13 protein-coding genes and 1 pseudogene are annotated in these 14439 nt (G+C 58.7%); 7 read left to right on the top strand and 7 right to left on the bottom strand.

Annotated elements, in window-relative coordinates; genetic code table 11:
• Window positions 1-31 precede the first annotated feature (31 nt).
• The 3 genes from HY788_13340 to HY788_13330 all read right to left on the bottom strand — a co-directional run bounded on the left by HY788_13340 (window position 32) and on the right by HY788_13330 (window position 3337).
• Window positions 32-430, bottom strand: a complete 399-nt coding sequence (locus HY788_13340; protein ID MBI4775135.1) for a PIN domain nuclease — start codon at window positions 428-430, stop codon at window positions 32-34.
• Window positions 427-621: a type II toxin-antitoxin system VapB family antitoxin gene (locus HY788_13335; protein ID MBI4775134.1), complete on the bottom strand. Its 195-nt coding sequence runs from the start codon at window positions 619-621 to the stop codon at window positions 427-429. The genes HY788_13340 and HY788_13335 overlap by 4 nt, the downstream gene beginning before the upstream one ends.
• Window positions 622-991: 370 nt before the next feature.
• On the bottom strand, window positions 992-3337 hold the full coding sequence (locus HY788_13330; GenBank protein MBI4775133.1) for a PKD domain-containing protein: 2346 nt from the start codon (window positions 3335-3337) through the stop codon (window positions 992-994).
• A 339-nt stretch (window positions 3338-3676) separates the two neighbouring features.
• On the opposite strand from HY788_13330, the pseudogene HY788_13325 reads away from it, so the two are divergent.
• Window positions 3677-4536, top strand: a pseudogene (locus HY788_13325) (alcohol dehydrogenase catalytic domain-containing protein).
• 456 nt (window positions 4537-4992) lie between these two features.
• Here the strand turns inward: HY788_13325 and HY788_13320 are convergent.
• From HY788_13320 to HY788_13305, 4 genes are read right to left on the bottom strand one after another with little or no spacing between them, the layout of a single operon-like run.
• Complete coding sequence (locus HY788_13320; protein MBI4775132.1) at window positions 4993-6480, bottom strand: aldehyde dehydrogenase family protein; 1488 nt, start codon at window positions 6478-6480, stop codon at window positions 4993-4995.
• 39 nt (window positions 6481-6519) lie between these two features.
• On the bottom strand, window positions 6520-7098 hold the full coding sequence (locus HY788_13315) for an amino acid synthesis family protein (GenBank protein MBI4775131.1): 579 nt from the start codon (window positions 7096-7098) through the stop codon (window positions 6520-6522).
• Window positions 7099-7149: 51 nt separating this feature from the next.
• Window positions 7150-8307 carry an amidohydrolase family protein gene (locus HY788_13310; protein ID MBI4775130.1) on the bottom strand — a complete coding sequence of 386 codons (1158 nt, stop codon included), beginning with the start codon at window positions 8305-8307 and terminating at the stop codon, window positions 7150-7152.
• Window positions 8308-8340: 33 nt separating this feature from the next.
• Complete coding sequence (locus HY788_13305; protein ID MBI4775129.1) at window positions 8341-8892, bottom strand: helix-turn-helix transcriptional regulator; 552 nt, start codon at window positions 8890-8892, stop codon at window positions 8341-8343.
• A 300-nt stretch (window positions 8893-9192) separates the two neighbouring features.
• Here HY788_13305 and HY788_13300 point away from each other — a divergent pair, with 300 nt between their 5' ends.
• The 6 genes from HY788_13300 to HY788_13275 form a co-directional block, all read left to right on the top strand.
• Window positions 9193-10263, top strand: a complete 1071-nt coding sequence (locus HY788_13300; GenBank protein ID MBI4775128.1) for a TRAP transporter substrate-binding protein — start codon at window positions 9193-9195, stop codon at window positions 10261-10263.
• A 25-nt stretch (window positions 10264-10288) separates the two neighbouring features.
• On the top strand, window positions 10289-10774 hold the full coding sequence (locus tag HY788_13295) for a TRAP transporter small permease (protein MBI4775127.1): 486 nt from the start codon (window positions 10289-10291) through the stop codon (window positions 10772-10774).
• Window positions 10774-12081, top strand: coding sequence for a TRAP transporter large permease (locus HY788_13290; GenBank protein MBI4775126.1), 1308 nt, complete (start codon window positions 10774-10776; stop codon window positions 12079-12081). Before HY788_13295 ends, HY788_13290 begins: the two co-directional genes overlap by 1 nt.
• A 56-nt stretch (window positions 12082-12137) precedes the next feature.
• On the top strand, window positions 12138-12614 hold the full coding sequence (locus HY788_13285; protein MBI4775125.1) for a (2Fe-2S)-binding protein: 477 nt from the start codon (window positions 12138-12140) through the stop codon (window positions 12612-12614).
• Window positions 12611-13471 (top strand): FAD binding domain-containing protein, encoded by an 861-nt coding sequence (locus HY788_13280; protein MBI4775124.1) that lies wholly within the window; start codon window positions 12611-12613, stop codon window positions 13469-13471. Before HY788_13285 ends, HY788_13280 begins: the two co-directional genes overlap by 4 nt.
• Window positions 13468-14439, top strand: a 972-nt coding sequence (locus HY788_13275; protein MBI4775123.1) for a molybdopterin-dependent oxidoreductase, incomplete at its 3' end; no start/stop codon positions are given. The genes HY788_13280 and HY788_13275, both read left to right, overlap by 4 nt.

The raw sequence follows: 14439 nt of genomic DNA, 5'->3' as shown, positions 1-14439 counted from the left end.
CGTGAATAGACGAGCAGCGGAAATGGTGAAACTAGGGTGAAGTTAATGTCATCAGAGACAAATGAGATGTCATGGGATCGAAATCGTGATCATCATGAAGCAAAGGCAATCCTTCTATAATACAAAATGTTGCGATGATGACATCAATGGTCTTGCGTACGGTAACACCTGCTTTTCGAAGGAATCGATAATTTTTGGCGCTCTGAACGGCGACATGGTATCCGCCGATTTGGCGAAACGGAAGAGCACTCAAGAATTCCCTGGCTGTTTCATAATCCTTATCCGATCTGAAACCCTGAAGGATCTCTGTCAGGATCAAATCCCCAATGACAATGGGAACATTTGAGAGGGAATGATCGAGCAAGTCGGTCTGCCAAGTGGGGATGCCGTTGAAATAATCGATCCATACGGACGAGTCGACCAGAATCACTGATCCAACCTCATTTCGTCGAGGTCGCCGACCCATTTCAGCTTTCCACGCAAACTTCTGATTCGCTCTTGTTTCTTGATCTGAATCAATAGCTTGAGTCCGGTTTCAACAACCGCCTTTTTGGTTTTGAGCCGGCTGAGACTCATGGCCTCGTTCATCAATTCATCATCGATAACGATATTGGTTCGCATGGAACTGCCTCTTCTGCCAAATGTGTATAGAACATATATTCATGCACATCCGGTTCCTGTCAAGGGCGCATATTTTTGCGTCGGATTAATTCTAAATGGTGCAGACAAACGACTGTGCAGGGATCGCTTACAAGCCCGCGCGGAGTTGGGGGGGCAGTCCGGACAGGGAGGACCACAAACTATACACAAGGGATTTGCCGAACGATGGAACGGTTTTGCCGCCGGCCCGTGGCTGTTTTTTCCCGTTAAACCGCTACAGCGGCTTGTGCCCGCCCAATCTCCGTAATTCGAGGGATTACGGACACCTACATGCAACAATCAAGACAACGGTATCCGATGCATGCCCGCCGCACGCCGCGGCTCCCCGGCCTCACGGGCATTCCCGGCCCGCGCTGCCGCCCGGCCCGTAAAAATAGCGCTCTTCGGACCACGGTCCCGGGACGCCGCCCGCATAGTTGGCCCGAACGCGCCAGTAGAAGGGTCCTCCGGATACCAGCATGGACAAAGACGTGGATGTGCGGTCCCGATCGACCCACAGGGAATTGAACGCCACATCTCCGGCCACCTGAATATGATAGCTTATAGCCCCGGATACGGCGCTCCAGACGAGAGTCTGATCGCCGCACAGGGTTCCGTTGTTCTCCGGCGAAACCAGGGTGACGGGTTCCCCCTGAGGAGGTTCGGGCGGATCGTCAACCTTCACGGTCAAGGACCGGACGGTGGACCACTCGCCCGGATCGCCGCCCGAAACGTTAGCCCGGACGCGCCAGTAGTAGGTTCCTTCGGGAGCGTTTTCCACATTCAGGTACGTCGTAACGGTATCCTGATCCACCCATGGATTTTGAAACGAGGCATCCGGGGCCATCTGCACGCGGTAGCTCGATGCGCCCGCGGCCGCGTTCCACATCAGGTCGAAGGTGTCCGCTATCGTGGCTCCGCTCCCAGGCGAGACGAGAACGACGGTTCCCACTTCCGGAGGGGGTGGGGGCGGAGGAGGCGACTCGGGGACGATGAACGTCCCTACGGACGACCAGGATCCCGTGTACCCGCCAGGGTAATTCGCCCTCGCTCTCCAATATCCGATTCCGGCCGGCCGGTCCATGACGGCCAAACCGGTTCCGTTCGAGCTGTACTGGTCGATGCCGGCGCCGGTGAACGACGCGTTTTCACACACCTGCACCGTATAACTCGCCGCTCCGGAGACCGCGCTCCACTGAAGGGAAAAGGGCGGCTCGACCGTGGCCCCATGGTTCGGAGAAAGCAGCGTGGGCGCGGCGGTGGCGATGATGTACCCGGCGCGGACCTGGGTGTCTTGTCCCCATTCGTTGGCGACGACCAGGGAGACCGTGAAGATTCCGCCGGTCGTGTACACATGGGATGGGTTTTGAAGCGAACTCTGAGACGCAGTCGAGTCTACCGTGTCCCCGAAGTTCCAACTCCAGGTCAGAGGCTCCCCGGTGGACCGGTCAAGAAAATGGACCGTGAACGGCGCCGGGCCTGTTGGAGAGCCCGAAACCGTGAAGTCCGCCGTGGGAGGGGTCATCGGAATTGCGCGAAAATCCTGATTCAAACGGTTTTCTCTCAGATCGTCAAACGGCCTGAAAGGGGGATCGAAGGAGTACCCCGTCCGTTGGGGTGTAATCGTTCCGCTCCAACCCGCGGGAAGGGTTGCGGTGTAGTCGCCGAAAGAGTCGGTGAGGACGGGGTCCACGCCGGAAAGGGTTAACTGAACGCCTTCCATTCCGTCAATGTCGGACACCCGGCCGGAAATGATGACGGTTTCGGGTTTGGATACGCGAATGTAATCCTTCCGCAAGGTCAGTACTTCGAGACCCTGGTCCACGGCGGCGAGCATGCTCACCGTATACGCGCCCGCCGCCGTATACACGTGGATGGGGTTCTGTTCCGTGCTGGTCGAGCCGTCGCCGAAATCCCACCACCACGTTGCAAACGGGGCTTGCGTGGAAGCCGTGAACGGGACCTCGAGGGGCGTTTCACCGGAACATACGGCGGCGTTGAAATCCACGTCCAGGGCCGGGGGACGAAAGACTTTCAAGACGTTGTAGAAGCTGTTTTCGAGTTGGGGCGACGGCGTTTCACCGACGAGCGACACGGCTGTTTCGGCCTGTTCCTCGCCGAGAAAATCGATGGAGCATTCCTCGGCGGCGTTCGCCAGGCCCACCGCCTTGAATTGCAGGCCGGAAACCGCGCCAAGAAAGGCACGGAACACCGTTCCGTTGATGGCGGACACGGCGATGCTCGAACCGGCTTCGTACTCCTGAACATATAACGCCAGGGTCCCGCTTGCGTCTCTCCAGATCCCCGACCGCACCGTTCGAACAGCGGGGAACGCTCTGAATATGGTCAGCCGGATATCCTCGGAAGCCGGCCTGTTCACGTCCGCCATCACTACGCCGGCGCTTTCTTCGGATGAAAAGACGATACGGATCTGTTTGGAATCCGCCGCGTATATACTACCGGCTTCGAACACGGGTCCCTGCATGGTCCCCTGGTAGGCATGCACGGTGACGGCGTCCGTGGTATGGAGTACCAGGGTCGATCCTGTATCATACTGTTGAACAAAGAAGTTGTGGCTTTGATTCGATTCTATATCCTTCCAGATTCCCTGATATTGAGCGAATACGGGTTCTTGTTGTGCGAGGAGAACGATCAGAACAAAGAGGGCGGCCTGCAGATATCGAAACCATTTATTCATTTTCCGTCTTTCATCCCAGAGCGTGGTAGTGTTTGCGGAAAAAGAGATTGAATCGACTGGAATCCGTATTCGGCAGTATCTTGAATAAGGAAAAATTATTTATAGCAAAAGCATCTGATTAAATCAAGCTAATAGTGAACACACGTCTTGACTATGCCGAACGCGGACATTCAATCATCATCAACCATACTGGAAGGTGTGAGTTCTTCGGAACTAGTCGTGTTTATCCCGGCCATGCAGGTGCGGTGCTGTTGAGGCAGTGAATCTTTGTGGCCAGTGAGGCCGGATTCGGTTAAAATAGAAACGACGCAGCGTTTGATGAGAGGAGGAATGGGTATCATGCGCGCCATGGTGCTAAGGAACATATGCGATCTCGGTGCAACGAGAACTCCCCTGGAGCCGGCCGATCTGCCCGAGCCGGTGGCCCGGGAAGGCGAGATCCTGGTGAAGATCTCGGCCTGCGGAGTCTGCCACACCGAGTTGGACGAAATCGAGGGAAGGACTCCTCCCAAGACATTTCCCGTGGCGCCGGGACATGAGATCGTGGGACGGGTGGTAACATGCGGTAAGGGTTCGAAGCGGTTTTCACCGGGAGACCGGGTCGGAATTGCATGGATTCGCTGTTGTGCGCCGGAGCGGTGGGCTATCGCTCGTTGAGACTGACCGGACTGTCCGATGGACAAAATCTGGGCCTGACGGGATTCGGGGCATCGGCCCACCTGGTGCTCCAGACGGCCCTGCACAAATATCCCCACTCGAAGGTGTTCGTGTTTGCCCGAAGCGAACCCCAGAGGCGGTTCGCCATGGAACTCGGCGCGTTTTGGTCCGGCGACACGACGGAGAATCCTCCCGAGAAAATCCACGGCATCATCGACACGACCCCGGTTTGGAAGCCGGTCGTGGAGGCGCTGAAGCACCTGGAAAGAGGCGGAAGACTCGTCATCAACGCCATCCGGAAAGAGGATAGGGACAAGGACTGTCTCCTCGGGCTGGACTACGAACATCATCTGTGGCTCGAAAAGGAAGTCAAGAGCGTGGCGAATGTAACGAGGAGAGACGTCGAGGAGTTCTTGAAACTTGCGGCCGAGATACCCCTCAAGCCCGAGGTGCAGGAATTCGAGCTGGAAGACGCCAACACGGCGCTCATGGAGTTGAAGGAACACAAAATAAAGGGGGCGAAGGTGTTGAGGATCGGGTAGTGCCGGTTGAGTAGTGAAACCCGCCGAATCCAACACGTTTGGGTTACGCTCGCCATGCTCGCTAACCCAATCTGCCGCACTATCCGACGGAGAATCGTAGGGGCGGGTTTCCATCGGCAGGCTCAGGATCTGCGACAAACCCGCCCGCGCCCCTCATCCCGGCCTTCTCCCAAGGGGAGAAGGCGTCCGGGTTCGGAGACTCGGGTGGACTGCTAAGTCGTCGCCGTCTATCCGCAGTCGGGATCGTAGGTTGGGTTGAACGCAGTGAAACCCAACAAATCCAATACGTTGAGTGCTTCGATGCGCTCGCAAGCCAAGCGCATATCAGCGCGCGCCCGCCTCGAAGGTTTTGAAGGGGGGTACGGGGGGTCCCGCCATCGATATCGCCTTATGGCGTAATTATAGGCGCGATTTCAAACGTTTCCCCCCCGCCTATTCTTTCAATAAACCGGCCGTCTACACCCAGCGGGCGGTAACGGTCTTTTCGTCCAGAAAAAGCCGCATCGAGGCCAGGCGTGACTTGGCCGAGCCCAGAAACGACTGCTTCTTGGAGCCGAGGGGAAAGAACGCATAAGGTTGGGGAACGGCCACATTGACGCCCACGTTGCCCGTTTCCATCTCTTTTATAAATTTGCGGGCCGATTTGCCGCTCCGGGTCATGATGCAGGCCGAGTGGCCCAGGTCGTTGTTGCTTTCGTTATGCCACCGGATGACCTGGTCCAGGTCTCCGAACCGCATCAATGCGGTGACCGGTCCGAAAGCCTCCTCCTTGGTGCTGGGCATGCCCGGTTGCGCATTGTCCAGGACGCTGGGCCCCAGGAAATATCCCTTGGGATAGCCCTCGACCCGGGGGTTCCGTCCGTCATAGAGCATCGTGCAACCGTCGTTGAGCGCGAGGTCTATCCAATCGATCACCTTATCCCGTCCGGCCGGGGTGCACATGGGCCCCAATTCCACGGACTCGTCAAGGCCGTATCCCAGTTTCATTCCCGAGGCCGCGGAGGTCAGCTTCTCTCTCAGTTCGTAGTAGGAATCGCCTACGGCGACCACGTTGTCCGAGCCCAGGCAACGCTGCCCGCTCATTCCGAAGCAGCCGCGCAGGAGGAACTGCACGGTCTGATCGATGTCCGCATCCGGCATGATGACCACGCAGTTTTTCCCGTTGCCGTTCAAGGAGGAATCCTTACCGAGTTCGCCGCAGAGCTTGAAGAGCTTCCTGGCCACGGCCGTGGACCCGATGAAACCCAAGCCCCGCACCTCGGGCTGCCGGAGGATGTACTCGTTGATCGACCGCCCGCCGTGAATCAGGTTGATGGCGCCGTCGGGCAGACCCAAATCCTCGGTGACCCTGCAGATGTATTCCGCGGCCACGGGATCCTGCCGGCTGGGGCTCACTACCACGGAGCAGCCCGAAGCCAGAGCGTAAGGCACAAACGAGGACCAGGCATGCATGGGAATATTGCCCGGGGTGACGATGAGGAAAACCCCCTTGGGCTCGTAGATCATATACTCGTCGATGCCGCCAGCCAGTTGGTCGATGTGTTCGTTCATCTTGGGCATTCCGTAGACGGCGGAGCATGCGGACTCGACGTTCTCGATGACCCTGCGCACCGACCCCCGGGATTCGCCGATGGTTCGTCCGTGATCCTGGGTGAGGACCCGGCACAGGACATCGAACCGTTCTTCGAACTTCCGCCTCAGGTCGAACATGAGTTTGCCCCGCTCGCGCAGCGCAACTTCACGCCAGGCAAGGAAGCCTTTCTGGGCCGCCTCAACCGCCGCGCGAGCCTCCTCACGGGTGGCGGAGGGAAACTCGGCGATGGGCTCGCCCATGGCGGGATTGGTGGTTACTTGGACCTCGGTGGACTTCGAGTCGATCCATTCACCTCCTATCCATAGTTTCAGTTTGCCATAATGTTTTTTTACTTCGGGCAGAATCCCCATTTTTGTAATGCTCCGGTTTATATTTGGAGTGGTGGGAGGTCAGCGCAGGCCGTCCTCGTATTTGGCTTCTTCTTTGGTGAGTCCTCCGATTCGCGGCAAAGGCCGGCCGGAGTCGGTAACCGCCAGGGCCACCAGAATCTCGTCCGGGCCCGGAGCGTCCTCGATACTCACCGTCATACCGTCGAAATGGGAGCGGACAAAGGCCGCGTCCTTGTGGTTCAGCGGGATATCGATGGTGCAGCCGGGGCCTCCCCGTTTCTTGACGGAGGGTATTAGGGCCAAGCCGCGGCCCAGGGCTTCGCGGAAGGGTTTCCCGAGCTTGGGGTGAAGAATGGCGCCGGCGTGCTCCAACTCGCCGTTCATGCCTACGATGGCCGCTTTGCCGTAACTCTCGCACCGCTCGGGTCCTATGCCCAGCGCTTCGCGGGCCTTGTTGCCCAGAAGGGCGCCCAACTCGGCCCCCATATCCATCAGCTCGGTCAGGTCCTCGACATAGCGGCCAGCCAGCGGATTATCGATCACAGCCAGCGCCGCGGCTTTCCGGGTGGGTGGATCGATTCTTTTGTCTGCTTCTTTGTGGGTCTCCTCGACCATGGTCACGAGTTTACGTATCTCCATGTGTTGTCTCCCTCTCAAAGATTCCGTTCCGGCTAGATCTGCAGGGCGTACCTATACGACACGAGCTTGTCGCACGGGCGGCGGGGTGTTGCGACTTTTGTTCACCACCACGGCTCCGTCCACCATCACAATGGAGATTCCCGGAATGTCGCCTTCGGACAGGGCCTCCAGGGTGTTCCCTCCGGGCGAACCGATGGGCGCGTCCATGACTACCAGGTCCGCTTCCAGACCTTCGGCAATCCGTCCGCGATTGAACCCATAGAGCTTAGCCGTATTGCCGGTGGCCATGCCCATCGCCAGTTCGGGAGGCACCGCGCTCTGACCGGCCAGCATGGCGATGTTGCGCAACAGGCCCAGGGTGATCACTCCGGTGCCGGAAGGAGCGTCGTTGCCCAGAATACACCGGCCCCACTCTCCGCGCTCATGGATGATATCGGCCACCTGGACGGCTCGTTTCGAGTTGCCGCATTGCACGATCTCGAGGGCCGCGTCGGACTTCTCGATAATTTCCATGGCCCCCTCGAGACTCACGGCCGTGGGTCCTCCATTAATATGCGACACCACCGACGGTTTCACCCTGAGGATCTGGTCCGCGCCGACCACGGACGAACCGGGGATGGAAGTACCGCCGGTGTGCATCATGACGATCATGCCGCGGGCCTTGGCCCAGGCGACCATCTGGGCCGCCTCGTCGGGATCCTTCACCGAGCCCAACCCCACCTCGCCGACGACCCTGACTCCGGCTCGAGCACATTCATCGATGTCCGACTCCGTAAGCCCCTTCTCGAGGATCAGGGCCCCACCCAGCACTTTCATGCCTCCGGGGCGATGAGACGCCCAGGACCCGGCCGCCAGAATGGCCAGGCATTTGGCTCCCAGGGCGTCTTTAGGGCGTCCGGGCAAATGCACTTCGCCGGCCGAGATGGAAGTGGTCACACCTCCGTGCACCGAGGATTCCAGAAAATTCTGCATCTGTTGTCTGGGGGTCCAATCTCCCAGCACGACATGGCAGTGGGAATCGATCAATCCGGGTGTCACCGCGCACCCCGCGGCGTCGATCACCCGGGTATCGTCGTCCGGAGGCGCCAAAGCGGAACCCACCCGACGGATTACACCTTGCTCGACGAGAATCGAGTCAGCGTCCAACAGGGGATGCTCCACCTCTCCGGAGAGCATCAGCCCAACGTTCTTGATCAACAGCGTTTTCATGGTGTAAAGCCTCCTGATCCGGCGATCCGGGCATCACCAGCTTGGTGGAGTCACCACCCAGACCACGGTGCAAGGAACGTCGGCTTCATTGGTCCAGGCGTGAGGCACGTTCGAGGAGTAGTAAAACGAGGAGCCTTTCTTGACCTGATAGGTTTCCGAACCTACTTTCAATGTCAAATCTCCGTCCAGTACCAGACCGAACTCCTCTCCGTGATGGCTGTAATCCTCCGAAGTGCCGCCTCCGGGCTGGATAACCGTGTAAAAAGGCTGCATCCGGTGATGCTTCACCGAACGGACCATCTGCCTGATATCGGCCTTCCATCGGGCCAGACTAACGGTGACCCACTGGGAGGGTTCCAATACGACTGAATCGTTATCGGCTTCGTCCAAGAAAAGGTCCACGATGCGGGCGTCCAGCGCGGCAGCGATCTTTTTCAGCGAGGCAATGGAAGGAGATGCCTTATCATGCTCTATTTGGGATACATAGCCTGCCGTGTAGCTCGCGCGCTCTGCAACCTGTTGCAGAGTCAAATGCTTGGCGAGACGCAAGTCCCTTAATTTAGCCCCTAAGCTGGGTCCGGTCACTTCTTTATTTCCGATCCGGTCTAAAATCCTTGACGCCATACCCATTTTACATATACTTAAAAAGTAAACTATCGCTTAAGTCCTTTGAGGTCAAGTGCAAAAGACCGTGGTGCATTAGTGGTGCATTAATGACGTGAGCGAGACCGGACCCTGTGCTATGGTGGTTGTCCGGGAACCGACAAAAGCGTTTGAAGTGTTGGCGCGTCACATGCGGTATCGTCCGTGGCGTACATCCATGTACTTCAAGAAGAAGGACTCCAGAAGTCCGTCCACACATTCCAACTTGGGAGGAATGCACCCATGAAAAAGCGTATTTTGGCGATAAGCCTGGTCCTGGGACTGATGTTTTGCCTGGCAATGGGAAGCCCGGTGCAGGCGGGGTCCGAGTCCACCATGAACATCAAGTTCAGCACCTGGCATCCTCCGGTGAGTCGAGAGGTGAAAACGGTGTGGATTCCGATGCTCGAGGAACTGAAAAAGCGGAGCAACGGCCGGATCACCTACACCTTGTACCCTGGCGGCGCATTGGGAAAAGGCCCTGAACACTTTGACATCGTGAAGAACGGTCTGTCCGACATGGGGTATTTCACCGCAACCTGGACTCCCGGCCGTTTTCCTCTCACCGACGTGCTCTCGTTGGCGGCCTGGGTGGACGGTAAGGATCTCGCTACGAATATCGGCAATCAGGTGTACGAGAAGGCGTTGGAGGATGAATTCAAAGACGTTAAGGTTCTCGAGCTGAACGGATGTATCCAGGCTTTTTTATGGACCACCAAGCCGGTGCAGACCATCGATGACTTGACGGGCTTGAAGATCCGCACTCCGGGCGGTCAGCAGACCAACTACATCAAAGCCCTGGGCGCCGAACCGGTGTTCATGCCTTTGGGGGATGTGTATCTGGCTATGGAAACCGGCACGATCGACGGTCTGGTCACGTGTCCTCCTCTGGTTCTGGCTTTCAAACTCCACGAGGTTGCGAAATACGGAGTCAAAGCCACGTTCGGTTGCGTTTCCGAGGGCGTGATCATGAACAAGAAGAGCTGGGAGAACACCCCCGACGACCTCAAACCCATCATCGAAGAAGTGGTGGGCAACCCGTTTGCCACCACCCACGGACTGGATAAGAAGACCTATGCCCAGATGATGGAGGAGCTTAACGCCAAAGGGGTGAAGATCCACGAGCTGACCCCCGAACAGGAAGCCAAGTGGTACGAGCGATTCCAGGAACAGACCCGGCAGTGGGTGGCCGATTTGGAGAAAAAGGGACTCAATGCCAAGGAAGCCGTAATCATGTACGGCAAGATAGCCGAAGCCCACGGTACGAAGTGCGTTGCCATTCCTCCGGAGTGGCGCACCACGGACAGCAAGTAGAAACGGAAGGACCGGGCCCGGGGAAATGTATGCCACGGTAAAGTGGGGTGTTCAGAAGATCACGCGTATCTTGACCTACGTGGGTATGTTCCTGCTCATCCCTATGATGCTGTTGACTTCCGCTGAAGTGGTGAGCCGGGGAGTATGGTCCCGTCCCATCCCCGGCACCATCGAGCTGTCCAGCTATATGTTGTCCATCTTTATCCTTCTGGGTCTGGCTTACACCCATCAAGTCAAAGGCCACGTGCGGGTGACCATGCTGACGGCCAGGTTGCCCGCGCCGGCCGCGCTGATTCTCGAGTTGATCACAACCCTGTTGAGTATGTTTATCATTGCCGTTCTGTGCCGGCAGGGGTGGGTCGAAGCCGTAGACACGAGCGCCGTCTCCGACATGCTGCGCATTTCTCAACTGCCCTTCAGAATGCTGATCCCCGTGGCGGCCTTTTTTCTCCTCCTGGAACTGCTGTTCGACGCCGTGGATTGCGTGCAAATGTTGATCGGGAGAAAATAGTGGACCCGATAACCGTAGGCGTCATCGGCACCGGATGCGTATTCTTCCTCTTGTTCTTGGGAATGCCCATTGCCTTTGCCCTGATGCTGGTAGGCTTCGGCGGCATCGCCTATCTGACCTCAGCGCAAGCGGCGTTGCCCGTAGTGGCCAGTACGGTATGGGAAGTGGCTTCTTTCTATCCGTATACGGTCATTCCCCTGTTCATCGTGATGGGCGGTTTTGCCGGCAGTTCGGGCCTTACCAGCGAACTCTACGGCGCGTTTGATAAATGGATGCGCCGGCTCCCCGGTGGGCTGGCCATTGCGACGATCGGGGCTTGTGGGGGCTTTGCCGCGGTTTCGGGTTCCTCGGTGGCTACCGCGGCCACCATGAGCACCGTGGCTCTGCCCGAAATGAAGCGCTACAATTACGACGCCAGGCTGGCGACCGGCAGTGTGGCCGCCGGGGGAACGTTGGGTTTCCTGATACCGCCCAGCATCGGTTTTGTCGTATATGGGATGCTTACCGAGCAGTCCATCGGTAAACTCCTGGTGGCCGGTATCTTTCCGGGCATCCTTCTGGCGCTGGCCTATATCGCGATCGTGGTGGCGTGGGTCAAGATGAGACCCGCGCTGGCGCCGGTCAATCCGGCATCCGTGACCTGGAAAGAGAAGATGATTTCTCTAAAGGGCGTATGGGAGCCGCTAGCGCTTTTCCTGGTGGTGATGGGGGGCATCTATGCCGGGTTTTTCACTCCCACGGAAGCTGGAGCCGTGGGCGCGACCCTACTGTTTCTGGTCGCCTTGCTCAAGCGGAGGCTGACCTGGGATGGGCTGATCGGAGCGCTATTGGAGTCCCTACGCATCTCAGTCATGGTGTTGATACTCGTGGCCGGAGCCAATGTGTTCAGCTACTTTCTGGCCCTCTCCACCATTCCGATGCAGGTGGCGAACTGGGCGGCAGGGCTCGATGTTTCCCCGTATGTGGTTCATTCCGTGATTATTCTGACTTACCTTTTTCTCGGATGCTTCCTGGACGCCATCTCGATGATGGTGTTGACCCTGCCCGTGATCTTTCCCATTATTGAAACGCTGAATTTTGACCCCATCTGGTTCGGGGTGATCGCGGTGCTCATGATGGAAGCCGGACTGATCACCCCCCCAATGGGCTTGAACGTTTTCACAGTGGCCGGAGTTGCAACCGATATTCCGGTGGAAACCATTTTCCGTGGAGTCGCACCCTTTTTGCTCGCGATCATTGCCATCGTGGTTCTTATTACCGTTTTTCCCGCGATCGCCCTTTTCCTGCCCAAAATGATGCTACGATAGTCCTCTGTGACGAATGCTCCGGGCGCCGATGATCTATGGCACGGTCATAATTTAGAATGGAACTGAGATTCGTATTGAACGGGAACGAAGTGGAGATCCGCGATGTTCCCGGAGAAGAGAGCCTGCTGGGCCTCTTGCGCAATTACCTGGACCGGAAAGGCGCCAAGGAAGGCTGCGGAGTGGGGGAGTGCGGCGCTTGCAGCGTTCTGCTGGACGGCTGCGTGGTCAACGCCTGTCTGACGGCGGCCTGGCAGGTTCAAGGCCGCGAGGTAACCACCATCGAGGGGATGGCGAAGGGACCAACGCTCCATCCGTTGCAGGAAGCCTTCCTGGAGACCGGAGCCGTGCAGTGCGGCTTCTGTACTCCCGGTATGATCATGTCCGCGGCGGATCTGCTGAGCCACAACCCCGATCCGGGAGAGGAAGAAATCAAGAGGGCTTTGGCGGGCAACCTCTGTCGATGTACCGGGTATCACGACATTGTGAGGGCTGTTCGCAGAGCGGCCAAACGTCTTCGGGAAGGACCTCGATGAGCCGTTTTGTCGCCGCACGTTCTCTGAACGACGCCCTCGAAGTGATGGCTCGAGGCGAAGCCCGCGCGCTGGCCGGAGGGACCGATCTGATGCCGCGGCTGCGTCGGGCCCGCCTCGCCGGCGAACCTCTGCCGAACGTGATCGTGGATGTGAGCCGCCTTTCCGAGCTGACGCGGCTGGATCTTGGTAGCGAGCGCCCCTACATTGGAGCCGGAATTTCCTTCCGGCGATTGGAGAGCGACCTGGAGGTCGAGCGGACATACCCGATTCTGAAGCAGGCGGCGGCGACCGTAGGTTCGGTGCAGGTTCGTCAGACGGCGAGCATCGGCGGCAATGTCGCGAACGCTTCTCCGGCCGCCGACGGGGTCACCGCTCTGGTGGCGCTAGGCGCCCGCGCCGAGGTCGTGTCCATCCGGGAACGCCGTTTCTGCCGGGTGGAAGAACTGATTACGGGACCCGGCCAAACCATCCTTGCCAACGACGAACTGATTCTGGGTTTCGAATTGGACCGACTGAAATCCCGCGACGGTCAGGTTTTTTCCAAGGTCGGCCGCCGCCGGGGCGTCAGTGTGGCCAGACTGAACGTGGCCGTGTGCCTGGATCCGGCTTTTTCCGACTGCAGGGTGGTATTGGGCGCTTGTTTTCCTTCCCCTCGCCGACTGAACGACGTCGAAGAGCTGCTTGCCAACGGCGTGGCGGGGGATGCGCTCTGGAGGGAAGCCGGGCGCAAAGCAACGGATCTTTTCCAAGACGTTTGCGGATGGCGCTCTTCCGCGGCATACAAAGTACAGGCCATAGCGAGGGTTACCGGCCGTACGCTGGCCCTGGCCTGGGAACGGGTGGCAAGAGGCGCATGAGTATCGGACAGAATCGGTACAGGGTTGGGGCCCTGGCGCGGGTGAAAGGGGAAACGCGTTTCGGCGCGGACCTGGGCAAGACCGGCGACCTGCACCTTGCCTGTGTTCGCGTTCAACAGGCGCCGTCCAGGCTGATCGGAGTCGACTCGATCCGCGCCATGGCCCTGCCCGGCGTGGTTCGGGTGTTCACGGCCGAGGACGTCCCCGGCGCCCATCGATTGGGGATTATCCCCATCACAAAGGACCAGGAGTTCCTCGCCCGCGACATCGTGCGTCACGCCGGACAGGCCGTGGCCCTGGTGGCGGCCGAGACCGGAGAATCCGCTTTAGCGGGGGCCCTGGCGGTCAAGGTAAGCCTGGAGCCGCTGCCCGGCGTATTCGATCCGGAAGAAGCGCTTTCCGAGGACGCGCCTTTGGTGCATCCCGATCACTCGACAAGCAACCTGCTCACCGAACGTGTCGTGTCGAGAGGTGATGCCGAAGCGGCCCTGGCCGACTCCGCCGTCGTGGTAGAGGCTGAGTACTCCACCGGCGTATTGGAACACGCCGCCCTCGAGCCCGAGGGTGGCCGGGCGGAGTACAGGGACGGGCGGGTGATCGTCTGGGCCTGCACCCAGAATCCTCACTATGACCGGGAGGATCTGGCGTTGTTCCTCGGGGTGGAGGTCGAGAGGATACGGGTGGTGCAGGCGGAAACCGGGGGCGGGTTCGGCGGAAAGCTGGACCTGTCCGTGCAGCCTTTTCTTGCTCTGGCTGCGTGGCATCTCCACAGACCTGTTCGCATGTGCTTCACAAGAGAAGAGTCTTTTATCGCCACGGCCAAGCGACACCCGTTTCGCATGCGCTTCATTACCGGAGCGGACGACCGGGGCCGACTTACCGCCGTGAGAGCGGACATGCTGTCGGACACGGGGGCTTTTGCATCGTATGGGTCGGCCGTGAATGCGAGGGCCGCGGTTCACGCCACG

The organism is Deltaproteobacteria bacterium, assembly GCA_016208165.1.
Lineage (GTDB): Bacteria > Desulfobacterota > Desulfarculia > JACQYL01 > JACQYL01 > JACQYL01.
Note: the sequence above shows the minus strand (reverse complement) of the source record. Positions and strands in the feature narration are given on the sequence as shown.